General features: G+C 42.5%; 21 protein-coding genes and 1 riboswitch. Of the genes, 16 read left to right on the top strand and 5 right to left on the bottom strand.

All coding sequences use genetic code 11. The annotated features are described in order from the left end of the window. The first annotated feature begins 6 nt into the window (after positions 1-6). On the top strand, positions 7-696 hold the full coding sequence (gpmA, locus tag BLS59_RS00900) for a 2,3-diphosphoglycerate-dependent phosphoglycerate mutase (RefSeq protein WP_091142702.1): 690 nt from the start codon (positions 7-9) through the stop codon (positions 694-696). Positions 697-1108: 412 nt separating this feature from the next. Here gpmA and BLS59_RS00895 read toward each other — a convergent pair whose 3' ends face one another. From BLS59_RS00895 to BLS59_RS00880, 4 genes are all read right to left on the bottom strand, one after another. Next, entirely contained in the window at positions 1109-2317 is a 1209-nt protein-coding gene (locus BLS59_RS00895) for a homoserine dehydrogenase (protein ID WP_091142698.1), read from the bottom strand. Further along, on the bottom strand, positions 2317-3372 hold the full coding sequence (locus BLS59_RS00890) for a homoserine O-acetyltransferase family protein (protein WP_091142695.1): 1056 nt from the start codon (positions 3370-3372) through the stop codon (positions 2317-2319). Before BLS59_RS00890 ends, BLS59_RS00895 begins: the two co-directional genes overlap by 1 nt. 93 nt (positions 3373-3465) lie before the next feature. Beyond that, positions 3466-4785, bottom strand: a complete 1320-nt coding sequence (locus BLS59_RS00885) for an O-acetylhomoserine aminocarboxypropyltransferase/cysteine synthase family protein (protein WP_091142691.1) — start codon at positions 4783-4785, stop codon at positions 3466-3468. Between the two features lie 249 nt (positions 4786-5034). Continuing rightward, positions 5035-5145: riboswitch (SAM riboswitch) on the bottom strand. Positions 5146-5369: 224 nt separating this feature from the next. Continuing rightward, a complete protein-coding gene (locus BLS59_RS00880; RefSeq protein WP_091142687.1) occupies positions 5370-6485 on the bottom strand; it encodes a trans-sulfuration enzyme family protein in 1116 nt (371 codons plus the stop codon). Between the two features lie 474 nt (positions 6486-6959). Here BLS59_RS00880 and mqnE point away from each other — a divergent pair, with 474 nt between their 5' ends. The 6 genes from mqnE to BLS59_RS00850 all read left to right on the top strand — a co-directional run bounded on the left by mqnE (position 6960) and on the right by BLS59_RS00850 (position 14038). Continuing rightward, positions 6960-8156, top strand: a complete 1197-nt coding sequence (mqnE, locus tag BLS59_RS00875; protein WP_091142683.1) for an aminofutalosine synthase MqnE — start codon at positions 6960-6962, stop codon at positions 8154-8156. Between the two features lie 119 nt (positions 8157-8275). After that, a complete protein-coding gene (locus BLS59_RS00870; protein ID WP_091142680.1) occupies positions 8276-8893 on the top strand; it encodes a histidine phosphatase family protein in 618 nt (205 codons plus the stop codon). 12 nt (positions 8894-8905) lie between these two features. Continuing rightward, positions 8906-9655: a menaquinone biosynthetic enzyme MqnA/MqnD family protein gene (locus BLS59_RS00865; protein WP_091142676.1), complete on the top strand. Its 750-nt coding sequence runs from the start codon at positions 8906-8908 to the stop codon at positions 9653-9655. 494 nt (positions 9656-10149) lie between these two features. Beyond that, positions 10150-10959 (top strand): SDR family oxidoreductase, encoded by an 810-nt coding sequence (locus BLS59_RS00860; protein ID WP_091142672.1) that lies wholly within the window; start codon positions 10150-10152, stop codon positions 10957-10959. A gap of 237 nt (positions 10960-11196) precedes the next feature. Next, positions 11197-11688: a hypothetical protein gene (locus tag BLS59_RS00855; RefSeq protein WP_091142668.1), complete on the top strand. Its 492-nt coding sequence runs from the start codon at positions 11197-11199 to the stop codon at positions 11686-11688. Between the two features lie 151 nt (positions 11689-11839). After that, a complete protein-coding gene (locus tag BLS59_RS00850) occupies positions 11840-14038 on the top strand; it encodes a bifunctional alpha,alpha-trehalose-phosphate synthase (UDP-forming)/trehalose-phosphatase (RefSeq protein WP_091142664.1) in 2199 nt (732 codons plus the stop codon). 486 nt (positions 14039-14524) lie between these two features. Here the strand turns inward: BLS59_RS00850 and BLS59_RS00845 are convergent, their stop codons facing one another. After that, entirely contained in the window at positions 14525-16309 is a 1785-nt protein-coding gene (locus tag BLS59_RS00845; RefSeq protein ID WP_091142660.1) for a glycoside hydrolase family 15 protein, read from the bottom strand. 151 nt (positions 16310-16460) lie between these two features. Between BLS59_RS00845 and BLS59_RS00840 the strand changes: the two genes are divergently transcribed. The 9 genes from BLS59_RS00840 to BLS59_RS00800 all read left to right on the top strand — a co-directional run bounded on the left by BLS59_RS00840 (position 16461) and on the right by BLS59_RS00800 (position 26107). After that, positions 16461-17096: a peroxiredoxin gene (locus tag BLS59_RS00840; RefSeq protein WP_091142655.1), complete on the top strand. Its 636-nt coding sequence runs from the start codon at positions 16461-16463 to the stop codon at positions 17094-17096. Between the two features lie 138 nt (positions 17097-17234). Then, positions 17235-17432 carry a cold-shock protein gene (locus tag BLS59_RS00835; RefSeq protein ID WP_091142652.1) on the top strand — a complete coding sequence of 66 codons (198 nt, stop codon included), beginning with the start codon at positions 17235-17237 and terminating at the stop codon, positions 17430-17432. 115 nt (positions 17433-17547) lie between these two features. Then, the gene (locus BLS59_RS00830) at positions 17548-18780 is read left to right on the top strand and encodes an MFS transporter (protein WP_091142649.1); all 1233 of its coding nucleotides are present in this window, start codon (positions 17548-17550) and stop codon (positions 18778-18780) included. 140 nt (positions 18781-18920) lie between these two features. After that, positions 18921-19835, top strand: coding sequence for an oxygen-dependent coproporphyrinogen oxidase (gene hemF / locus BLS59_RS00825; protein ID WP_091142645.1), 915 nt, complete (start codon positions 18921-18923; stop codon positions 19833-19835). 10 nt (positions 19836-19845) lie between these two features. Then, positions 19846-20244, top strand: coding sequence for a hypothetical protein (locus BLS59_RS00820; protein ID WP_091142641.1), 399 nt, complete (start codon positions 19846-19848; stop codon positions 20242-20244). A 237-nt stretch (positions 20245-20481) separates the two neighbouring features. Beyond that, positions 20482-23055 carry a DNA gyrase subunit A gene (gene gyrA, locus BLS59_RS00815; protein ID WP_091142637.1) on the top strand — a complete coding sequence of 858 codons (2574 nt, stop codon included), beginning with the start codon at positions 20482-20484 and terminating at the stop codon, positions 23053-23055. 5 nt (positions 23056-23060) lie between these two features. Further along, positions 23061-24179 (top strand): tetratricopeptide repeat protein, encoded by a 1119-nt coding sequence (locus BLS59_RS00810; protein ID WP_091142634.1) that lies wholly within the window; start codon positions 23061-23063, stop codon positions 24177-24179. Between the two features lie 4 nt (positions 24180-24183). Then, entirely contained in the window at positions 24184-25449 is a 1266-nt protein-coding gene (locus BLS59_RS00805; protein ID WP_091142630.1) for a tetratricopeptide repeat protein, read from the top strand. A gap of 256 nt (positions 25450-25705) precedes the next feature. Next, positions 25706-26107 carry a VOC family protein gene (locus BLS59_RS00800; protein ID WP_091142626.1) on the top strand — a complete coding sequence of 134 codons (402 nt, stop codon included), beginning with the start codon at positions 25706-25708 and terminating at the stop codon, positions 26105-26107. The last annotated feature ends 15 nt before the right edge of the window (positions 26108-26122 follow it).

The raw sequence follows: 26122 nt of genomic DNA, 5'->3' as shown, positions 1-26122 counted from the left end.
TTACCTATGCAAAAAATAGTATTGATACGCCACGGCGAAAGTATTTTTAATCTCGAAAACCGTTTTACCGGCTGGGAAGATGCAGACCTATCAGAAAATGGTTACCTGCAGGCCAAACGGGCGGGGGCCATCCTCAAAAAAAATGGTTATAATTTTGATGCAGGCTTTACATCGTACCTGAAACGGTCAATAAAAACTATGCACTTTGTGTTGGAGGAGCTGGATCATTTATGGATCCCGGTAGAAAAATCATGGCGGTTAAATGAGCGTTTTTACGGCGATTTGCAGGGCATGAATAAGGATGATGCCATAGCTAAATACGGTGCCGAACAGGTACAAAAATGGCGCCGTGATCCTAACGAATACCCACCCGCAATAACCAGGGACGATCCGCGTTTCCCCGGGCACGACCTGCGCTACCAGGATTTGACCGACCGCGAACTCCCCCTAACCGAAAATCTGAGCGAAACCATGGACAGGGTATTGCCTTTCTGGAATGAGGCCATTGTAAACGCCATGCGCCGTAACCAAAAGGTAATTGTAGTTGCCCACGGCAACAGCCTGCGCTCGCTTATAAAATATATTGATTGCCTTACCGACGAGCAGGTAACCCAACTGGAGATACCAACAGCCACCCCCTGGGTATACGAACTTGACCACGGATTGAACCAGATAAGGCATTATTATTTGGATTAGCTTGTTGCTGATTCACCGTTTGTTTTTAGGGGTAGCGCCTACTGCGCAAAGAACTATTTTAACATTAGGCTACAAATAGGTAGCACCTACGGTGCAGCGAAGTTTTTTATTTTAGTTAGCAGCAGGTTAATAACAACCTATATCTATCAAATCTCCTATTTCTTATATTCCCCGTAGGGGATACCTGTTTGTAGAAATAAGCAAGGATTTATTTGCCTCGTAGAGGCTACCCTTTATCTATAGGACATCAAATAACATCCGCTTAAACTCCCTTATTGAGAAGGGGTACTGGCGGGAATGTGTTTCTGCTCAACGAATAATGCAAAACCATATCAACTAAAAAAGGCTCCTTAACGGAGCCTTTTTCGTTGCAAACAACAAAAAGAAATCTACATAAATTTAGGTTGTTTGGTTATGCCGATAAGTTGACCCCCGTTAACTGATCGGCAAAGGCAACGAATGCCTTACCCTCAGATATACGATGTTGGTTATCAATCAGATTTTGCAAATTCACTTTTCCTATAATAAATTTATAACTGCCTGAATAATAGCGTTCCTTAATATCGATAAATTTCAAGGCATCTACCAAACCCTCGTCGTCATAACGTAAATAGATATTCAGTTCAATGTTATTGGTAAATTTAAGATCAGTTTTTTCTTTGGCCTTTTTGTACTCGTAGCCATAGTTATAACGCAGCGCCGCAATATCAGACAATACTGCCGATCCTGTGGGGTGGCCACCGGCGCCCTTACCAAAAAAGAATTGCTGATCGGCAAAGGCAGCCTGTACGGTTACACCGTTGTATTCGTACTCTACGTTGTATAAAAACTCGGTTTCGTTCACAAACTTTGGTAATACAAACAAGGCCACGTTACGCTCATCAAGTTCTTTGGCTACGGGTACCAGCTTAATTTTAAGGTTTTTTTCGCGGGCATATTGCAAATCCTGCGCTGCAAGGTTTTGGATACCAAGATTAAAAACCTCATCGGGCGGTACAATTACGCCGTAGGCATGTGCCGCGGCAATTACCAGCTTATATTTGGCATCGTAACCGCCAACATCACTGGTAGGGTCGGTTTCGGCAAAGCCGAGATCCTGGGCTTGTTTAAGGGCGCTATCATAATCCAACCCTTCAATAAATCCTTTAGATAGTATGTAATTTGATGAACCGTTGAAAATGCCGCTTATAGAATGCAGCAGTTCGTTGTCATAATATTCTTCCAGGTTACGGATAATAGGGATACTGCCACAAACCGCGCCTTCATATAATAGTGAAGTACCGTGTTTGTGCTGCAGTTCAATCAATTCCTCTAAATGCAGGGCAATCATTTTTTTACTTGCCGATACTACATTTTTACCGCTGCTTAATGCTCTTGATACAATTTCAAATGCGGCTTCGGTATCATTTATCAGCTCAACAATGGTATTAATTTCGGGGTTGTTAAGCAGTTCTTCTTTATCTGTAGTAAATAATTCTGCCGGGAGAGAACGCTTTTTATTAGGGTCCTTTATGGCGAATTTCACAATTTCGATGTTTAAATTTTTTGTTTTGATGATGTCATATAATCCCTGTCCAACTACTCCAAATCCAAATAATCCGATACTTAATTTTTTACTCATTACGCTGTACGTTGCAATTCTATAATTTTTCCTTTTACATCGGTTTTAAAAAACGATGTTATAATATTTGTTAATGCTTCTGTTTCAATTAGAAAACCGTCATGGCCATAAAACGAATCCAGTTCGGCAAGGGCCGATTTGGGTATGTGCTGAAACAGGTATTGCTGTTCTTCAATAGGGAACAATACATCTGTTTTTATGCCGATAACCAGTGTGCGGGCTTTAATAAGGCTCAAAGCCTTCTCCACACCATTTCGTCCGCGACCTACATTGTGCGAATCCATAACTTTGGTTAAATACCAGTAGCTATGTGCGTTAAATCTGTTCACCAGTTTTTGACCCTGGTAGTTTTGATAGGTTGCTGCGCGGAAATCATCTGTTTTACCGTCTGTTTCTTCCTGCTGGGTAACTGAGTAGGTTTTGTAACCACGGTAGGAGAGCAGGGCTATACTACGCGCGGCTTTTAATCCTTTTTGGCCACCATCAACGGAGTTCGAATAAAAAGTACGATCAGTACTGATAGCTAAACGCTGCGACTCATTGAACGCGATACCCCATGGCGAGTGGCGCGCGTTTGTTGCAATAAGGATAAGGTTTTTAATCCTATCTGGTTCCATAATTCCCCATTCCATAGCCTGCTGACCGCCAAGCGAACCTCCTATAAGGATATGAATCTGGCTGATACCCAAATGATCGGCCAGTAACTGGTGCGCCTTTACAACATCCCTGATGGTAAATTTAGGGAACGCCTGAAAAAACGGCTGACCTGTAACCGGGTTTACACTTAATGGGCTGCTGGTGCCATAAGCCGAGCCCAATATATTGGCACACACAATAAAATGCTCTTCGGGGTTAAAAATACTGCCGGTACCTACAAAACCCTTCCACCAATCCAGCACATCTGAATTTGCGGTAAGCGCGTGGCATACCCAAATCACATTATCTTTTTGTTTGTTTAACCTGCCGTAAGTATGAAAGCCAATTTCCAGCTCCTGCAATTGCTCGCCGCTTTCAAACTCAAAAGGTTGTGTGTACTTAAATATCTCTCTGTCCATTCTATGTTAAAACAATTTTCAGCCCTGCTAAGTCTCCCGCTGTAAGGGAGATTTTTAAAGCCCTCCCTTTTGGGGAGGGTTTGGGTAGGGCTATTATACTAATTGGGCCGAAGCCGCTTTTACTTTGGCAAACGCCTGTTCAAAATCTGCCTTTATATCATCAATATGCTCAATACCTACTGCAACCCTTAATGATGTTGGTGTAACACCGGCCGATAACTGTTCGGCATCAGAAAGTTGCTGATGCGTAGTGGCCGATGGCTGGATGATCAGTGTTTTAGCATCGCCCAAATTGGCTAAATGACTTACCAGTTCAAGGCTGTCTATCAGTTTACCGGCATCTTCCTTATCGCCATTTAACTCAAATGATAATACAGCGCCAAAACCATTTTTAAGGTATTTTTTTGCAAGTTCATGGTACGGCGATGATGGCAGGCCCGGATAATTCACCTTACTAACCTGGGGATGCTGCTCCAGCCATTTGGCCAGTTCTAAAGTATTATCTACATGGCGTTGTACGCGCAGGGATAAAGTTTCCAAACCCTGTATGTTCAACCATGAATTAAATGGTGATTGCGACGGGCCAAAATCACGTAAACCCTCAACACGGGCACGAATAATAAACTGAATGTTGCCAAATGGCCCGTTAATGCCAAACACATCGCCAAAAACCAAACCGTGGTAACCTTCTGATGGCTCTGAAAATTGAGGAAACTTACCGTTTGCCCAATTGTAATTGCCACCGTCTACAATAACACCGCCAATGCTGGTGCCGTGTCCGCCTATCCATTTAGTGGTAGATTCAACCACCACATTGGCGCCATGCTCCAACGGACGGAATAAGTAGCCGCCTGCACCAAAAGTATTATCAACAATTAAGGGCAGATCGTATTTTTTTGCCAGCGCACTTACCTTGTCAAAATCGGCAATGTTAAAGCCGGGGTTACCAATGGTTTCAAGATAGATGGCCTTTGTTTTATCGTCAATTAAAAGTTCCAGGTTTTCGGCGGTATCATCATCGGCAAAACGAACATCGATACCTAAACGCTTAAAGGCCACCTTAAACTGGTTGTAGGTACCGCCATATAAAAACGGCGAGGTAACAAAATTGTCGCCGGCCTGCAAAATATTGTTCAGGGCGATAAACTGCGCCGCCTGGCCAGATGCTGTAGCCAATGCTGCAACGCCGCCCTCTAAAGCTGCCAAACGTTTTTCAAAAACATCTGTAGTGGGGTTCATTAGGCGGGTGTAAATATTACCAAACTCCCTTAGCGCAAACAGGTTTGCACCATGCTCGGCACTTTTAAACACGTATGATGTTGTTTGGTAAAGCGGCACCGCGCGCGAACCTGTAGTTGGGTCAACTTCCTGACCGGCATGTAATTGTAATGTTTCGAATTTTAAGGTAGACATAGTTGTAGATTTAAATTGTTTACTAAGATTAATGATTTTGATTTGATGGATTTTTAGTAACCGGTAAAGGGAACCTTACCAGTGTTTGCAATACGTTTATTCGGTTAGGGAACAGAATACGTATTAAAGCATCAACAGCAGCAACACATACAAATACAGCTAATATTTAAGCTAATACGTTGTATATTACCGTTTTGGGTGTTAAAAATGTTGCGTGAAGTAAATTCAATTAAACTTTTCATGGTTATAAATTTATATTCCCCGGTGTTATTTGCCGGGACAGGAATTGGCACCTTCTTCAAAATTGAAGGGTTGCCAGCGGGTCATTGAGCCTGATCTCTCGCCGCTTCTTTATAAATCAATACCCGAACTATGCGGAGAATTGATCGATGTTGGTATCGCTACCAAATAATGTTGCAAATATAGATGGATATTTATTGAAATACCAAATTTAATTTTTCTTTGAGCCGAAAGGCGAGGTTAAAGGTAAAAGGCGAAAGGTTAAAGGTGGAAGAAGGAGGGTGCAAAATAAAAAAGGCGAAAGCTAATTGCCAAACACCTTTTGCCTTTAACCTAAAAAAGGCCTACGCGAGGGCCAGGGAAAGATCCTCGATTAAATCATCAATATGTTCCAGCCCAACGGATACTCGCAGCAGGTTGAACGGCGTTTTGGTATCGGGGCCTTCAACGGTGGCGCGGTGTTCTATGAGGCTTTCTACGCCGCCAAGGCTGGTGGCACGGGTAAATAGCTGCAGTTTATTGATGATGTTATGCGTATCATCCCTGTCGCCCTTAATGGTGAATGACAGCATTCCGCCAAACGCCAGCATCTGATCTTTAGCAATATGATATTGCGGATGCGACGGTAGACCCGGGTACATAACTTTCTCAACTTTGGGGTGCTGCTCTAAAAATTCGGCCAGTAACTGCGCGTTTTGCACATGGCCGCGCACACGGTAAGGCAGCGTTTTAATACTGCGTACCAGCATATAGCAATCCATAGGCGAGGGGATAGCGCCGCCCATTTCCTGCACCTGGCGTATTTTTGCCCACCAGTCACTTTTTTCAGCAGTTATCAGTGCGCCGCCCATTAAATCGCTATGCCCGCCGAAGTATTTTGTTGCCGAGTGCATCACAATATCGGCACCTAATGATAAAGGCTGCTGACAAATAGGAGTAGCAAATGTATTATCCACCGCTACCTTAATACCCTTTGCCTTGGCAATGGCAACTATCTTTTTTATATCTGTAATTTTCAATAATGGATTCGATGGGGTCTCAATCCAGATAATGCCTGTTTCTGGTTTAATATGCTGCTGCAAAACTTCCGTATCATTAACATCAATAAAATCGAATGTTAAAATACCCGCGAAAAGGTTTTTGAGCTGATTGCGCAAACCGTGGTACATATCGTCGGGCGCTATGATATGCGTTCCCGGCGGCAGCGACTGAAATACAGCCATACCGGCAGCATTGCCCGATGAAAAAGAAGCCGCGTCAACACCATTCTCCAATTTAGCCAATACATTCTCTAACGATGCCCGGTTAGGGTTAGACGACCTGCTATAAATGTGCCCGCCGGGGAAATCACCAGCCTCGCCACGCTCAAACGTGGTCGACATAATAATAGGTTGTATTACCGCTCTTGATGCTTCGTCTTTCTTATTTCCGGCGTGTATGGCAATGGTTTCAGTTTTCATGGTATGAGATATTAATGCAACAAACTTATTAAAAACGATTTAATTGGAGGATTCTCTTTTCGGTAGAGACGCAATATTTTGCGTCTCCAACCAAGAAGAGACTTTTGCAGAACGATTTGCATTCGGGAGAGGCAAAATATTGCGTCTCTACGGAGGAATGAAATGATGTAAAAATAAAAACCTTTTTCGGTAGAGACGCAATGTTTTGCGTCTCCAACCATGCAGAGACTTTTGCAGATCTATTTCCCCTGTAGAGAACTTTGCAGATCGATTTACACACGGGAGACGCAAAATATTGCGTCTCTACAGGGGAAATGAAATGATGTAAACGCAAACCTTTTTCGGTAGAGACGCAATATTTTGCGTCTACCGTACGCAGGTCCCTTTACGCATCTCCCGATAATCTAATTGTCAGAAAGTAGCTTTCTGTTATACCATTATGCTTTTTTAGTACATTTGTACAAAGTTTTTTTAATGGAAGCTGAAGGTAATTTACAGTTATTGTTACAAAATCCGGATCTGCCTGCTGATTTAAAGCACATTGCCGAAAAAGTATTACGCAGCGAACGGATCACCTTTGATGAAGGTGTTACACTATATGAGCAGGGCGACCTGGGTTATCTTGGGGTTTTGGCCAACTACATCCGCGAAAAACGGCATGGCGACAAAACCTATTTCAACCGTAATTTTCATATCGAACCAACCAATCTTTGCGTTTATGACTGTAAATTTTGTTCGTACTCGCGCCTGCTGAAACAAAAATCAGAGGGCTGGGAGTACACTATGGACGAAATGTTTAACATGGTTACCAAGTACGATGGCGAACCTGTTACCGAGGTACACATAGTTGGCGGTGTATTGCCGCAGTACGATGTACCTTTTTACCAGGAGCTTTTTAGCCGCATCCGCACACATCGCCCTGAATTACACATAAAGGCATTAACCCCGGTTGAATATCATTACATATTTAAAAAAGCCAAAATTGACTACGCCACAGGCATGCGCCTGATGATGGAAGCCGGTTTAGGCTCTATACCGGGTGGTGGTGCCGAGATTTTCCATCCTGAGGTACGTGAGCTTATTTCAAAAGATAAATGTACCGGCGATCAGTGGCTGGCTATCCACGAAGAATGGCACAAACTGGGTGGCCGCTCCAACGCTACCATGCTGTACGGCCATATTGAAAAATACTGGCACCGGGTTGACCACATGGAGCAACTACGCCAGCTGCAGGACAAAACAGGTGGTTTCCAAACGTTTATTCCGTTGAAATTTCGTAACCAGGATAACCAGATGTCGCATGTGCCCGAATCAACCGTTGTTGAGGATCTGCGTAACTATGCCATAGCACGTATTTACCTGGATAACTTTGATCATATAAAGGCATATTGGGCCATGATAAGCCGTACTACTGCACAATTGTCCCTTAACTTTGGGGTAGATGATATTGATGGTACGCTTGACGATACCACCAAGATCTACTCAATGGCCGGTGCCGAAGAGCAGCATCCGGGTATGAGCACCAAGCAACTGGTAGAGCTCATAAAACATGTAGGCCGTTACCCAATTGAGCGCGATACGCTTTATAATGTGGTTACCGATTACAATGATTTTGAGTTCCCAGAAACAGAAAAAAAACCGCAGTACTATAAACTGCCGGTAATAAATTAATAAGCTGAAAGCAAAACATAAACAATCAAGCTTTAAAGCTTTTGGCCTTAGGCTTTTTGCTTTGCGCTAAAAAATAAGAAAAGCTTTAAGCCTTTGGCTTTTCGCTTTAAGCTCAAAACATGGTAAAAACTTTATATATAGTACGCCACGGGCAAACAGAGCTTAACAGACTTGGCATTGTACAAGGCCGTGGAATGGATACCGATTTAAATGATGAAGGGCGTAAACAGGCCGGTCAGTTTTTTGATGCTTATAAAACAGTACCGTTTGATAAGATCTATGTATCTGCCTTAAAACGCACCCAGCAAAGCGTTCAGCAATTTATTGACCTTGGTATTCCGTACGAAAAACTATCCGGACTTGATGAACTGGCCTGGGGTATCCACGAAGGCCAGCCAAGCACAACCGAAAACCGTTCGGTATTTTTACAGATCATGCGCGACTGGCTTGATGGCCGGTTAGACAGCAAGTTTGAAGGCGGCGAAAGCCCCAACGAGGTAGAGATCCGCCAGCGTGAGGCCTTGCGGGTTATCATGAGCCATCCCGAAGAAAAAACGGTTTTAATTTGTATGCACGGCAGGGCTATGCGTCTGTTGTTGTGCATTTTAACCGGCAGGCCATTGAGCGAAATGGATAACTTTCCGCATCAAAACCTGGTTTTATATAAAGTAGAATATGATGGCGATAAGTTCGAGATCGTCGATTTTAATAATGCCGAACATTTAAAACAATCCTGAAATAGCGTTTTTGTGAATAAGATCAGAATATCAGCTGTAAGCTATACTAACACCAAGCCCTTTATATACGGTATCCAACATACAGGAATACTCGACAAAATAGACCTCAGCCTCGATATGCCGGCTGACTGCGCCCAAAAACTTATAGACGATGTGGTTGATATCGGCCTCATCCCGGTGGCCGCCACACTTAATCTGCCCCAATGGGAAATCGTATCCTCCTATTGTATTGGTGCCATAGGTGCTGTAAACTCGGTTTTTGTATTCAGCAACTGCGAAGTACATGATATCAAATACCTGCAGCTCGATCCGCAATCGCGCTCGTCAAACAACCTTGCGCGGGTATTGCTGAAAAACTTCTGGAAAGTTAAGCCACAGCTTATTAAAGATGCTGCGGATTATAGCCAGTCGACAGAAGCCAACACCGCTTTTGTGCAGATAGGCGATCGGACTTTCGGAAAAAAAGGCAACCACAAATACGCTTATGACCTTGCCGAAGAGTGGCAAAACTTTACCGGGCTGCCATTTATGTTTGCCGCCTGGATAGCCAACAAACCCATCCCACAGGAGTTTATGGACGAGTTTAACGCCTCACTGAAATACGGCCTGGATCATCGCCAGGAGCTATTTAAGGAACTCCCCATGCGCGAAGATTTTGACATTGTAGACTACCTGATGGTTAAAATAGATTACGAAATGACAGAGGACAAGAAAAAAGCCCTGTACATGTTCCTGGATTTTATAAAGCAGCTGGAAGATTAACACGATTTAAGGATTATACAGGATTGACTGGATTGTAGAGGCCGTAATTCCGCCTTTCTTGTTTCAGATTTTGTCTGAACCGGGATTTAGCAGATTAAGGGATTTTGGGATTTACATTAAACGTTTTTACGCCGTCGCTTGGCTCCAGCCGAGAGGTGTTGGGAAGAATAAATTTTAACAAAAAGGTTGTCATTTCGACGAGCCTGCATGGGAATTGCGTGTGAGCGGCAAGGAGAAATCTTCTACGAAAGGCTAAGTTCAATTGCATATCGTAGAAGATTTCTCCTCGTACCTCGTTCGAAATGACAACGCTTTTTACCTTCCCAACACTTGTGGGCTGGAGCCGAGCGACGGCATATACAGGATTACGTGAAGGGGCTGAAAATATACTAATCCTTTAATCCGCTTAATCCCGGTTCAGACAAAATCCTTCAAGCTGGCAAACATTCTCATCCCAATTTTCTTGCATATATTAACAATCAAAAAGTTAATAAATGAACCCAACCCCAACATTAACAGGACAAGCCGCGCTGGTAACCGGCTCCGATAGCGGTATAGGCAAAGGCGTGGCACTTGAACTTGCCGCTGCAGGCGCAAAAGTGATTATAAATTACGCCCACAACCACGATGCTGCCGATGCTACAGTTGCCGAAATTAAAGCCGCCGGTGGTGAAGCCATTGCCATACAGGCAGATGTAAGCCACGAGGAGGAAGTAAAAGCCATGTTTGCCCAAATGTTTGAGACCTACGGCACTATAGATATCCTGGTAAATAACGCAGGCTTACAAAAGGATTCCAAATTTGTGGATATGACCCTTGCCGACTGGAATACGGTAATTAGTATTAATCTTACCGGGCAGTTCCTTTGCTCGCGCGAGGCTGCCAAAGAATTTATACGCAGGGGAGTGGTGCAAGACAGGAGCAGGGCTGCCGGTAAAATAATTTGCATGAGCAGTGTGCATGAGGTAATTCCCTGGGCGGGGCATGTAAATTACGCGGCCAGCAAGGGCGGCATCAGTATGTTTATGAAAAGCATTGCGCAGGAATTGGCTCCGCATAAAATAAGGGTGGTGGGTATTGGTCCGGGCGCTATTCAAACACCTATAAATAAAGCCGCCTGGGATACACCCGAAGCATTGGAAAAACTGTTAACGCTCATACCTTATAACCGCATTGGCAAACCAAATGATATTGGCAAACTGGCTGCCTGGCTGGCATCTGACCAGGCCGACTATATAACCGGCACCACCATTTTTATGGATGGCGGGATGACCCTGTATCCCGGCTTTGCCGATAACGGGTAAAACCGGAAAGAATTTACATCTTAAAGCACATAACAGAATGATTATAGCAACCTGAAACGTTTTAGTAGTCAAATTCACCTTTAACATATTGTAAAATATACACTAAGTAACTTATCAAAATTTAAATTTATCACCATAAAACCAATATAATTATCAAATATTCATAAAAATTAAATTTTATTTGTCACATTGACAACATTGACATACTTTTGTTATGGATTTAAAATTTAAACATACATGAAAAAGATATTTTTAACAACCGCAATTGCCGCTTTATTAAGCGTAAATGTATTTGCTGCCGATGGTGGTAAAAAAGTAGTAGAAAAAGCTGATGGTGAAGCAAACGTTTCTTACGTAGCATTACACTACTTTAATGTTGATTTTGCTGATGCAAAAAACGTAAGCTGGACTGTTACTAAAACTTGCCAAAAAGCAACATTTGTTGTTGATGGTGTTAAGAAAACTGCTTTCTACAACCTTAACGGCGAGTACCTTGGTGTAACTCAACGTGTTGACAGTAAAGCTATCCCGGCAAAAACTTTAAAACAAATCAACAAACAGTACCCAGGTTATGAAATTGGCGAGGTAATTGTTTACCAGGCTAACACTTCATTTAACGACAGCATTGATGAAACTTCATACTTTGTTGATATCAAAAATGATGCACACGAAGTATTGTTGAGAATTAACCAACAAGCAAATCTTGAGTTTTTCCAAACAGTGAAATAATTTAAGAAACCACAACAATTAAACGCCATTTCGATTATATCGAAATGGCGTTTTGCTTTTTAAGAAATTCGCAATTCGGTGTCCGGGGCAAACAACTTGTCTGTTTTTACCTTTATAAACTATAGTATTTACAAAAATAGAATAGTTTATTATGCCCAAGACAATAATTGTATCTAACAGGTTACCCGTAAAAATCTCCAAAACCGATGATGAATATAGTTTATCGCCAAGTGAGGGAGGATTAGCAACCGGTTTAGGTTCAATATACAAACAAGGAGACAACGTGTGGATAGGCTGGCCCGGCATTGAAGTAGGGGAACAGCACGATAAAGATCAAATTACCCAGCAACTAAAAGATTTAAGCCTCATCCCGGTATTTCTGGATCAGGAAGAGATTAACCAATATTACGAAGGATTTTCAAACGAAGTACTTTGGCCGGTTTTTCATTATTATGCATCAACCTACGCCAATTACAAGCAATCAAACTGGGATTATTACCAGTTGGTAAATAAAAAATTCAGGGATGTGATCATGAGCGTTGCCGAACCCGGCGATGTAATATGGATCCATGATTACCAATTATTGCTGTTACCGGGACTGGTAAGGCACCAGCTGCCCGATGTTTCCATTGGCTTTTTTCTGCACATCCCGTTCCCGTCGCATGAAATGTTCAGGCTTATTCCCTGGCGGTCAGAATTGCTGGAGGGGATGCTGGGCGCCGACCTCATCGGCTTTCATACTTTTGATGATGTGCGCCATTTTTTAGGAGCTACAAGTCGCATTTTACCGGTGTACACCTCATCAAATATTATCACTACGGGTGAGCGCTCCATCGTAGTTGAATCGTTCCCGATGGGGATAGACGAGAAAAAATACGCTTCGCTGCCCTTACAGGATGATGTAAAAGAGCAAATAAAGCTGATAAAAAATAACTTTAAAAACACCAAGCTTATCCTCTCTATTGACAGGCTTGATTACAGCAAAGGGATTTTACAGCGCCTGCAGGCATTTGAACTACTGCTGCAGCTATGCCCCGAATGTATAGAAACCATTACGCTTTACATGATAGTGGTACCATCGCGCGATACCGTGCCGCAATACGCACACCTGCGCGATGAGATAGACAAAAAGGTAGGCAACATCAATTCCATTTACCGCACAATGGATTGGAGCCCCATACATTATTACTACCGTTCGTTTCCGATAGAAACACTTTCGGCCCTGTATTACTCGGCCGATGTTTGCCTTATTACCCCCATGCGCGATGGCATGAACCTGGTAAGCAAGGAGTACATAGCCAGCCGTATAAACAACGATGGCGTACTGATTATGAGCGAGATGGCGGGATCATCTAAGGAATTAATTGATGCTATTATTGTAAACCCAAACAATACCGGCGAGGTGTGCAGGGCTATATTACAGGCCATTAACATGCCTTTAGACGAGCAACAGAAACGCATGATCCCGATGCGGCAGCTGGTGTCTAAATTCAATATCTCGCACTGGGTAAAGATCTTTATGGACAGGCTGAAGGAGGTAAAGCTGATGCAACGCTCTTTACAATCGAGGCACGTTAGTCAATCTACAGAGCAATCCATCATTAACCGTTACGCCAAAACCAAAAAGCGCATCATATTTTTAGATTATGACGGTACGCTGGTGGGTTTTAAATCAAACATAGAGCAGGCCAGTCCGGATAAGGAACTTTATGACATCATCAATAAACTATCAGAAGATCCTGCAAACCAGGTTGTTTTGATCAGTGGCCGTAACCACGATAATTTAGATGAGTGGTTTAACCAAACCGATATGTACCTCATTGCCGAGCATGGCTCCTGGTTTAAACAGCCAAAAACCTCCTGGCATAAAATAGCCGGCCTATCCGACCAATGGAAGCAAGAGATCTTCCCCATACTGGAAACCTATGTAGACCGTACGCCGGGCTCCTTCATCGAAGAAAAAACATATTCCCTTGTATGGCACTACCGCAAAGCGCAAACCGGCTTAGGCGAGCTTAGGGCCAACGAACTGATGAACAACCTTAAATACCTGGCTGCCGATAAAGGCCTGCAGCTTTTAGCAGGAGATAAAGTATTGGAAGTTAAGAATATGGATATCAATAAAGGCAAGGCTGCCTTAACGCTTACCGAGGGCAGGGATTATGATTTTATTATAGCCTTCGGCGATGATTATACCGACGAGGATATCTTTAAAGCCCTACCAGACAGTGCTATAACCATAAAGGTGGGCAGCAATTTATCGGCGGCCAAATTTTACCTGCGCAACCCGCAGGAGGTTCGTAAGCTGCTCACCAATTTCGCCAGCCATACACCGGTGGAGGTGGGGTAGGTTGTGAGTTGGTTGATTGGGGAGTAGTAAGTGGTTATCCAATTTTGTCATCCTGAACGTAGTGAAGGAAACGTAAACTTTGCAAACGTTTCGACTCACCCCGCCACGCTCCGCGGGCGACCCTCTCTCCGGCTTCGCCGCAAAGAGGGTGGAAAAACACTTAAATAAACAAGTTCATTTCCAATAAAACGCAATTCCCCTCTTTGCGGCTTGCCGCAGAGAGGGGTGTCCAGCGAAGCGCAGACGGGGTGAGTCGTCTTGAATTTACAGAGCTGGTACATTATTTTGTCATCCTGAACGTAGTGAAGGATCTGTTATGCGATTTGCAATGTTGATTTGCACGGTCACGAATAAATCCTTCACTACGTTCAGGATGACAAATTTTGTTTATATATCCGTCAGAAGGTCAGCGACTTTGAACAACGCAAATTTCAGATGTGCAGATTTAGTTTTTCATCTGCACATCTGAAATCTGCACATTTGAAATTATAAAAACACCGGCCTATCCAGTTTCATAGCAATCCTGTAGGCAGCGTTCATTAGCCCCACATGACTGTAGGCTTGCGGGAAATTTCCCCATTGGCTGCCGTCGTTCTCATCCACATCCTCGCTAAATAGTAACAGGTGATTGGAGTATTGCAGCAGGTTGGCAAACTCGCGCTGTGCATCATCCAAACGACCAACGCTGGCCAGGGCCTCTACATACCAGAAAGCACATATCAGGAAAGTAGTTTTTGGTTTACCAAAATCATCTTTATATAAATACCTGTAAAATAAACCATTAGGGGTCCTCAATTCGTTCTCTAATGCAATTAAATGATCCTTGGCGCGCTGCGATGCAGGATCAAGGTAATTCATCATAATAAGTTGCAAGGTGCTGGCATCAAGGTTATCGCTGCCTGCCGAATTGGTGTACACCTTGCGCACCGGATCGTAACAGCTTTCGATATGTACGGCGGCACGCTCTTTAAGCGCGATGGCTTTATCTATCAATTCCTGGTTATCAATGGTGCGCGCCATTTTTTCGGCAGCCGATGCACCGGCCCACTGAAACAGGTTACTGTAGCAATGTATATTTGCCATATTCCTGAACTCCCAGATACCAGCATCTTTTTCATCAATGGTGCGTTCAATTTTGTTGAGCAGGCGCTCAATCCACCGTACCGAATCTTTACGTTCTGAAAATACAAAGCGGTGATCGGTATACAATGGCAGCAGGGAAATCAAAACCTGCCCGTAAATATCATTCTGAATATGTTCTGATGCCTGGTTGCCTATGCGCACAGGCTGGTTACCCATGTAGCCCTCCAGTTCGGTGAGGATTTCTTCTACCAGGTCTTTTTTACCGGTAATGCCGTATAATGGCTGGTAACGTTCCTCGTCAGAAAATGAAATATCGGTTACATAGCTAAAATACTTCTCCATTTCCTCAAAATGGCCAATGTGGTTTAGCGCGGTTATCACATAGTAGGTATCGCGCAGCCAGCAGTACCTGTAATCCCAGTTACGGCCACTTCCCGGCGACTCTGGTAAACTGGTAGTACTTGCGGCAATAATGGCCCCAGTGTCTTCAAACTGGTGTATTTTAAGCGCCAGGCCAGATCGGATCACAAAGGGCTGGTAATAAGTAGCTATAGACGAGTGTTTGATCCAGGTGCGCCAGTATTGAATGGTTTCAGTTAAAAATCGGTCGGCAGTGCTAATCAGAGGAGCTTCCAGCGGTTCGCCATAGGTGAGGGCCAGGTATTTGGGTTCATTTAGTACAAAGGGATGCTCATCAAAAACATAGCTAATAGGAATATTTGTGGTCAGCCTTATATTTTCTTCACCACCGAGGTACTGGATATGATTGCTGCCCCGGTTTACGGTTAGTTTCACGGCGCCGTATTCAGATACCGGCGCGCACTTTACAACTATCCGCGGCGAACCCTCAAGCGCCTCTATTTTCCTGAACAGCATTAACGGTTTATAATAGCGCTGGTGTTGATGAAAGCGTGGGGCAAAATCTGTAATGCGGTATTTGCCGCCGCTGGCCGGGCTTATATCTGTAATAAGCACGTTGGTATTTTCCAGGTAATGTTGTTCAGATGTGTATTCGCCTTCGGGGCGGATAGAGAACTCGCCGCCTTTTTCTTTATCAAGCAGGCCGCCGAATATAAAAGTACTATCAAATCGCGGCCAGCAAAGCCAGTCTACATTGGTGTTTTTATTTATATGCGCTAAAAAAGCGCAGTTTCCTATAATGCCGGTATCGTATGTATGTCTGCTCATTAGTTGTATTAAGTTTTAAGCTAATAACAAGTTCAACAACATAGCTTGTGTAATGTTGGCGTAAATTGTAGTATAATTTTTGTTAAATTTTGATTTGTGATAAAATGTATATTAACTTAGTAGTCTTTAATCTACTTAAAAATTATAAGTCATGAGTTTACGATTAGGCGATAAAGCCCCAAATTTTCAAGCAAAAACATCTGCAGGTGACATTGATTTCTACGAATACCTTGGCGATAGCTGGGCAGTATTGTTTTCGCACCCCGGCGATTATACCCCGGTTTGTACTACCGAGCTTGGTAAAACAGCCGCTTTAAAAGATGAGTTTGCAAAACGCAATGTAAAAGTACTGGCCCTGAGCGTTGATTCGGTAGAATCACACACCGGCTGGATAAACGATATCAACGAAACACAAGGGGTAGAGGTAAACTTCCCGATTATAGCTGATGAAGACCGTAAAATTTCTGAAGCTTATGATATGATCCACCCTAATGCTTCGGTAAATGCTACCGTACGTTCGTTGTTCATCATCGGGCCAGATAAAGCGGTTAAGCTCATCATCACTTACCCGGCATCAACAGGTCGTAACTTCCAGGAAATATTAAGGGTTATTGATTCATTACAATTAACCGCAAATTACGGTGTTGCAACTCCGGCCGATTGGAAGGATGGGGAAGATGTTGTAGTGGTACCGGCTACCAAGACAGAAGACATCCCTGCCAAATTTCCAAAGGGCTTTACCCTCATTAAACCCTATTTAAGGACTACTCCGCAACCAAATAAATAATTTTATTTGGTTTATTAATTATTTTATATATTTGAGAAAGATAGGTTTATCTATTCCGTCTGATAATTAAAACCATTTTATTTTCAGTTTGGCTTTAGTTCTAATCTTAACAAAATTTTTAATACGATAATTATAATTATGAAAACTGGAAAAGTAAAATGGTTTAACACTCAAAAAGGTTATGGCTTTATTGTTACCGATGATGGTAAGGATCTTTTTGTGCACTTTAAGGATGTACAGGGCGGCGTAAATGCCATTAAAGATAATGATAGCGTTACTTACGAAGTGGAAGAAGGCAGAAAAGGATTACAGGCAGTAAATGTTAAAAAAGCATAGTTAACCCAAAAGTTCTTAAAAAAGAAACCTCTGCAATTACAGGGGTTTTTTTGTGTTAAAAATTTACTGTTTTATACATAATTCTGCTACTTTAGCCAACCAATTATTTACAATTATGACCGATACTACCGCCGCCAAAGCCACCAGAAACATGATTTTCCTGGTTCTTGTTGCTTCCCTTGGCTATTTTGTTGATATATATGACCTTTTGGTTTTTTCGATAGTGCGCAAAGCCAGCTTGCTGGATATAGGCGTTTCAGCTGCCGATGTATTACCCAAAGGCCAGTTTATCATTAACGTACAAATGTTTGGCCTTTTACTGGGCGGTATATTATGGGGCGTAATTGGCGATAAGCTGGGCCGCATAAAAGTACTCTTCGGCTCTATTTTACTGTATTCCATAGCCAATTTTGCTAACGCTTATGTGCGGGATGTAAATACTTATGCTTTAGTGAGGTTTATAGCCGGGATAGGCCTTGCAGGCGAACTTGGCGCAGGCATTACCCTTGTAGCCGAAACCCTAAGTAAAGAAAAACGCGGATACGGCACCATGATAGTAGCTGTTATTGGCCTGTTTGGAGCAGCCGCGGCTGTTATGGTGGCCAAGCATGGCTGGCAGGATGCTTATAAAGTAGGCGGCTGCTTAGGCATCGCCTTATTGCTGCTCAGGATAGGTACTTTTGAATCGGGTATGTTTAAGAATATTGAGCAAACCAATATATCCAAAGGAAACTTCTTTATGTTGTTTACCAATTGGGACAGGCTAAAAAAATATCTCTATTGCATTTTAATAGGTGCACCGTTATGGTACGTGGTAGGGGTATTGGTTACCTTATCGCCAGAATTTGGCAAAGCTTTGGGTGCTACCGAACCACTGAGCGCCGGCGATGGCGTGTTGTATACCTACATTGGTATTGCCGTTGGCGATATATTTGCCGGTTTACTGGCCCAGGTTACCAAATCACGAAAGCTTACCATGGTGGTATTTTTGCTTCTATCGGTAGTAAGCGTTGTTTATTACCTTGGTTCAAAAGGGCTTAACAGTCACCAGTTTGTGTGGATTTGTTTCTTTATGGGCTGCTCGGTGGGTTATTGGGCAACCTTTGTTACCATTGCGGCAGAACAATTTGGCACCAATATACGGTCGACAGTAACTACTACGGTACCCAACTTTGTACGCGGTTCGCTGATACCTATAAACATTGCCTTTAATGCTTTTGTGGTTCATTACGGTATGGTTACCAGCGGCTATATCATGATGGGTATCTTAACAGTAATTGCACTATTCTCCTTAAGCCAGCTCAAAGAAACCTTTGGTAAGGATTTGAACTATGTGGAAATAAGCTAATTTGAAGATTTGGCGATTTGAAAATTTGAAGATGATATCAAAATGATGATTTATGAATTTTAAAATTGCTTTCATAAGTCATCTTCAAATTTTCAAATCCTCAAATTTTCAAATTCTTAAATAAAGCTACCTTTGCATTAATGATAACTAAAGAACAAATAGCCGCCGATTACCAGCAGATACAGGACGAGATATGTGCAGCATTGGAACTTGCTGATGGTAAGGCCCGGTTTGAGGAAGAAAAGTGGGATCGGGAAGGCGGCGGCGGCGGTCGCACGCGGGTAATACAAAACGGTGATGTGTTTGAAAAGGGCGGGGTTAATTTTTCGGCCGTGCACGGGCAGCTGCCCGATAATATGAAACGCGCCCTTCAGGTACAATCTGATGATTTTTTTGCTACCGGCGTATCTATCGTGATCCACCCGAATCATCCGCTGGTGCCCATCATCCATATGAATATCCGGTACTTTGAAATGCCATCTACCTTTGGCAATGATCAGCCGCCGGTACGCTGGTTTGGCGGCGGCATCGACTTGACACCGCATTACGTTATAGATGAGGATGCGCAATTCTTCCATGCGGGTTTAAAGGGAGTATGCGACAGCTATTACCATGATTTTTATCACCGGTTTAAACTTTGGGCCGACGATTATTTCTACATAAAACACCGTAACGAAACCCGTGGCATCGGCGGCATTTTTTATGACCGCTTAACCGCCAACGACGAGCTATCCTGGGAAAATATCTTTGATTTTTCAAAAGCTGTTGGTCGTTCATTTATTCCAATTTACACCGAGCTGGTTGAACGTAACCGCCATAAACAATTTACCGACGAGCAGCAGCAATGGCAATACCAACGCCGCAGCCGCTATACCGAGTTTAACCTGGTTTATGATGCCGGCACCAAATTCGGACTGGAAACCAATGGCCGTATCGAATCTATATTAATGAGCCTGCCTCCAACCGCCAAGTGGCTTTACAATTACCAGGCAGCGCCGGGCAGCGAGGAAGAACGCACCTTATCGCTGTTAAAAAAAGGGATCAACTGGGCTTAAGTTTTAAGCTATGAAAAAACTCATTTTACCACTTCTTATCATACTATCGCTTTGCGCTTTTAAAAGCGGAACAACCCCATTTGAGGGCATTTGGGAATACCGCGGCGGACTGGTAAACGGTCACCTCGACAGCGCATCATCGGCATATAAATTACAGCGCACCTACAACGCCACCCAATACCAGGCTTTGGTGCTCGAAAAAGGGGAGAAGCCAGTAGTTTATGAACAAGGCACCTACCAGCTAAATGCCGATACCTGCCTGGAAACGCAAACCTACTGCGTGCAGCAATCAAAACTACTTGGCAAAACTGTTAAATACAACTATATAATAAGCAATGATACCCTTAAGTTAATTGCAAAACTACCCAACGGCAACCTCATTGAAGATCATTGGGTAAAGGTGAAGTAATTAATTTCAGATGTGCAGATAATCCTGAAAATCAAGGTTCAGAAATCATCTGCACATCTGAAATTTGAAATCTGCACATCTAAATAATATCCACATTTTTTTGCCGATGTGCATAAATCCATTCGTTTATTGTTACCAAAAATGGTGCTATAATCAACTATTTTCTTAACTTCGCAGGTCGTTTAAAATTCAATTTTAACGATCAATTATAAGAGAAGATTCCACAAATAAATAAAAATGGCCGAAGGAACAGAAAACGATAATTCACACAAAGAAGACAGAATAATTTCGATAAATATTGATGAGGAAATGCGATCAGCCTACATTGATTACTCAATGTCGGTTATCGTTTCCAGGGCATTACCTGATGTCCGCGACGGTTTAAAACCCGTTCACAGGCGTGTTTTATACGGCATGCTTGATCTGGGTTTAAATAACAACAAGCCTTATAAAAAATCGGCCCGTATTGTAGGTGAGGTGATGGGTAAGTACCACCCACACGGCGATAAATCTGTGTATGACACAATGGTACGTATGGCCCAGGAATGGAGCCTTCGCTACCTGCTTGTTGAAGGACAGGGTAACTACGGTTCAATTGATGGTGATGAGCCCGCGGCAATGCGTTATACCGAAGCACGTTTGCAAAAACTTGCCGAAGAAATGCTGGCCGATATTAACAAAGACACCATTGATTTTCAATTAAACTTTGACGACTCGTTACAGGAACCTACTGTATTGCCCGCCAAGTTCCCCAACCTGTTGGTTAACGGAGCATCGGGTATTGCGGTGGGTATGGCTACCAATATGGCCCCGCATAATTTATCGGAGGTAATTGATGCTACTATGGCATTGATAGATAACCGCCAGATAGAGGTTGCCGAGTTGATGAAATATGTAAAAGGTCCGGATTTTCCTACAGGTGGTATCATCTACGGATTTGAAGGTCCGCGTGAGGCATTGGAAACAGGTCGCGGCAGGGTAGTGATCCGTGCCAGGGCCGAAATTGAAACCCACGGTAACGACAGGGAACGAATTATTGTTACCGAAGTACCTTACCAGGTTAACAAAGCTCTCATGATTGAGCGTACCGCCGAACTTGTTAACGAGAAAAAGCTGGAAGGCATTTCTGCCATCCGCGATGAATCAAGCAGGGAAGGTATCCGCGTTGTTTACGAGGTAAAGCGAGAAGCCAATGCAGCTATCGTACTAAATAACTTATTCAAATACACCGCTTTACAAACATCATTTAGCGTTAACAACATTGCGCTGGTTAACGGCCGCCCAATGATGCTTAACCTGAAGGATCTGATCCATCACTTTGTTGAGCACAGGCATGAGGTTGTTGTACGCCGTACCAAGTTTGAACTTGCCGAGGCCGAAAAACGCGCCCACATTTTAGAAGGTTTACTGATAGCATTAGATCACCTGGATGAAGTTATCCGTTTGATACGTGCTTCGCAAACTCCCGATGAAGCAAGGGAAGGTTTAATAGCCCAGTTTGGTTTATCAGACATACAGGCACGTGCCATTTTAGATATGACGCTGCGCCGCTTAACCGGACTTGAGCGCGATAAGATCAAGGATGAGTATGCCGGCTTAATGAAACTTATTGAACACTTAAAATCGATATTAGACGACGAAGGCCTGCGCATGCAGATCATCAAGGACGAGCTTTTAGAGATCAAAGAAAAATATGGCGATGAGCGCCGCACCGAAATGGTTCACTCATCTGCCGAAATGCAAACTGAAGATTTTATTGAGGATGAGGATGTAGTTATCACCATATCTCGTGAAGGCTACATCAAACGCACACCACTTACGGAATATCACCGTCAGGGCAGGGGTGGTAAAGGCTCGCTGGGCAGCAACAGCCGCGATGCCGACTTTATTGAGCACCTGTTAGTGGCATCAAACCACAACTACATGCTGTTCTTTACAGAAAGTGGCCAATGCTACTGGCTGCGTGTGTTTGAAATACCCGAAGGTACACGTACCTCAAAAGGTCGCGCTATCCAAAATATCATCAACATTCCTAAGGAAGAAAACATTAAGGCTTACATTAAGCTTATCAGCCTTAAGGATAAAGAATATTTGGAGAACAACTTCATTATTATGTGTACCAAAAAAGGTACCATCAAAAAAACATCGCTTGAGGCGTATTCACGTCCGCGTGCCAATGGTATCAACGCTATTAACATTAACGAGGGCGATTCATTGCTTGAAGCAACATTAACAACCGGCAGCAGCGAAATTGTAATGGCACTTAAATCGGGCCGCGCAATCCGCTTCAACGAATCAAACGTTAGGCCGATGGGGCGTACAGCTACCGGTGTTCGTGGTATTACTTTAGATGGTGAAACAGATGAGGTAGTTGGTATGATAAGTATCAACGATGCCGAAACCACCGTTTTGGTGGTATCTGAAAAAGGATACGGTAAACGTACCGATATTGACGACTACAGGGTAACCAACCGTGGTGGTAAAGGTGTAAAAACTTTAAACATTACTGAAAAAACCGGAAACCTTGTTGCCATAAAAGGTGTTACTGATAAAGAAGATCTGATGATCATCAATAAATCGGGCATTATTATCCGTATTGCCATCAGTGAACTGCGCACAATGGGCAGGGCAACGCAAGGCGTAAGGCTGATAACACTTAAAGGTAACGATGAAATTGCTTCGGTAGCAAAAATTGAGCATGATGAGGATGAAGTGAAGGAACTTGATGAAAATGCCGAAGTAAGCCCTGCCGACGATGACGAGGCAGCAGAAAGCAGTGAAGAATCAACAACTGACGAACCAACTGAATAAATAATATGCAGAACCGTAAAATCCTGTTATCGGTTTTATTACCATTTATTACTACAACCTTTGCGTTTGCCCAAAAGGAAGCGCTAAAGGTTGTAGTTAACGATTTGGCTTACTATAAAAAGTATAGCGACCTGAAATACCTGAGCGCGGCAAAAAAATCAGCCGATAGTTTGGTGGTTTCAAGAAAAGACTCGGCCGATCTGGAAAAGAATATTTACCGTGCATTAGCCAATTCGAGCATTTTGTATATCGACTCGGCAAATAAGCTGGGGCAATCACCAAACTTACTTCCGGAAACAGCCGCATTGGTTGACAAACTGACGGCTCATAGCAAGATCTACAAATTTCAACCTGAGCTTGACTATGCTAAGCGCTGCCTGGCTAACACCTTTATTCGCCGTGGCTTTGAATTTGTAAACAACTCCGACTTTGCCAACGGCAGACAGGCATTTGAGAACGCACGCAAGTACGCCCCCAATTTTAAACCCATTACCGATTATATTGCTTACTCCAACAATAAAATGGGCAACCTGGTTGATGCCGCCAAATATTACAGCAATTTATTAGCCGTTGACAGTACCCGTGCCGAGTATATTGAAACAGCATCAAACATTTACAAATCACTTGGCGATACGGTAAAAGCGCTGCAGGTTTTGCAAAAGGGGAGAAGGCTGGTACCTGCCGATAGGTTTTTATTGCTTGACGAGGCAAACATTTATAATAATATAAAGGACTACAAATCGTTACAGCCACTAATAGGATCTGTACTTGACATGAATGCAAATAACGCCGATATTGCATTTGTTGCAGCTTCATGTTATGATCATTTAAATAAATACGATAAGGCAGAAGCGCTTTATTTGCAAACTATTGAGTTAAACGGATCGGCATACGAGCCGGTATTTAATTTAGGGTTGCTTTATTTAAAGAAAAGCACCATTGGCCAACAGCAAGACGAGGAAATTAAAAACCTGGGCAAAGCAGTACAATGGCTTGAAAAGGCAAACGAGCTATCGCCAGCAAACGTAAAGGGATTACAGGCATTGCAGCTTGTTTATACCAAAACCACCAATAAAGAGCAATTAGATAAAGTAAACAATAAACTAAAACAGCTAACCAATTAATAACATGAAAATCAAACTTTTGATGGCGGGCCTTCTGGGCTTGGTTTCGGCAACAGCGTTTGCGCAAAAAGGGGAGTTAAACAACGCAAAATCCGAATATGAAAAATATGAAGGATTAAGAGGTCAAAAATTGATGATTGCAATGGCTAATACCAGCCTTACAAATGCTAAAACGTCAATTGATAAAGCAGCAGCAAACGAAAAAACAGCCGCTTTACCACAAACATACGCCTTAAAAGGTGTTATTTATTCATGCTTGGCCGTACAGGATAGTGTACCTGCAACATCATTTCCATTGTTTACCACTGCCGATGAAGCATTGAAAAAAGCAACTGAACTTGATACCAAAGGCGAAAGCAAAGGATATATACACACAGGTACAGTAAACCTTGCACAATACCAGCTTACCAAAGGTGTTGCAGAATACCAGGCCGGTAAATACGATTTAGCTTATCATTCATTTGATTACTACCGTACCGTTTTGCCAGAAGATACCAACGCTATTTATTACACAGGTTTAGCAGCATCAAACGCTAAAAATTACCCTGCGGCTATAGCAAACTACACCAAATTGCTTACCACAAATTACTCAAAGGTACAAACTGCATATGTTGATCTGTCATCAGTTTACCTGGCAAGCAAGGATACCACAGGCGCACTTAAAATTGTTGCCGATGGTGTAGCTAAATATCCAAACAACCTTGATTTGCGCAAAAGAGAAATTGAAATAAGCCTTGCGGCAAACAAGCAAAAAGAAATTGTAGAAAAAATACAAACAGCGTTAGCGGCCGATCCTAAAAATAAAACCTTGTATTACTATGCTGGTTTAACTTATTCACAAACGGCAGAAGCTATTGTTAAAGAACAAGGCAAAGCTAAAGATGCAGCAACCAAAGCTACTTTACAGGCACAAAAAGTTGAAGCTTACAATAAATCGGCAGAAATGTACAAAAAAGCAGTAGAGCTTGATCCTAACTATTTTGAAGCTAATTTAAATTTAGGTTACGTAATACTTAACCCTGCAATTGATTCTTACAATGCAGCAAATAAATTACCTGCAAACAAACAAAAAGAATACGATGCAGCAATTGCCAAAGCAAACGCACAGTTCGACCTTGCAAAACCATACCTGGTAAAAGCGGTTGAATTACAACCAAAATCGGTTGATGCATTAACAAACTTAAGAACCTATTATTTAGGTAAAAAAGATGATGCCAATGCAGCATCCATCAAAAAACAAATTGATGCCTTAGCTGGCAGCGCTCAATAAAACATTATCAGAAGAGGAGGTTTCACAAGAATCTCCTCTTCTTTTGAATATACTACTTAACATAATGTTAATTATGGGAATAATTACATTGTGCCATTTTTTAAGGCCTTTACATATTTTTCATTTAAACGGCTATTTGCACTAACTGCCGCAAATAGCAGTTTAAATGTCGTTTTCGTACCGTAATAGTTATCTATCCAAACAATAATTTTGTTTAAACAGTTTATAAACAAATAACTTATCAAAAAATAGAATTATGAATCCAAAAATGATATGGTCAAATTTAGCCGTAAGCGATTTAGAGCGAACAACAAAATTTTATACCGAATTAGGATTTAAATGTAACAACACCCGTAGCTCTAACGAATTGACAAGTTTTGTTGTTGGCGAAAATGATTTTGTAATGCACTTTTTTTTAAAAGACATCCTCAAAACCAACATGAAAATTGAAATAGCCGATTCGCAAACTGCAAACGGAGTTATGTTCACACTTTCGGCCCAAAGCGTAGATCAGGTGAATAAATGGGAAAAAGAAGTTGAAAAAGCTGGCGGAAAAATTATTTCTAAGCCCGAAGAATTTGGCAACGGATATTATGGTTTTGTTTTTGCCGACCCGGATGGGCATAAGTTTAATGTGTTTTATATGGAAGGCTTTTAATTATTAAGCTAAATA

The sequence above is a fragment of the Mucilaginibacter pineti genome (genome assembly GCF_900101875.1).
Classification (GTDB): domain Bacteria; phylum Bacteroidota; class Bacteroidia; order Sphingobacteriales; family Sphingobacteriaceae; genus Mucilaginibacter; species Mucilaginibacter pineti.
The sequence above is the reverse complement of the archived record's forward strand: the minus strand, read 5'-3'. Positions and strand labels throughout refer to the sequence as shown.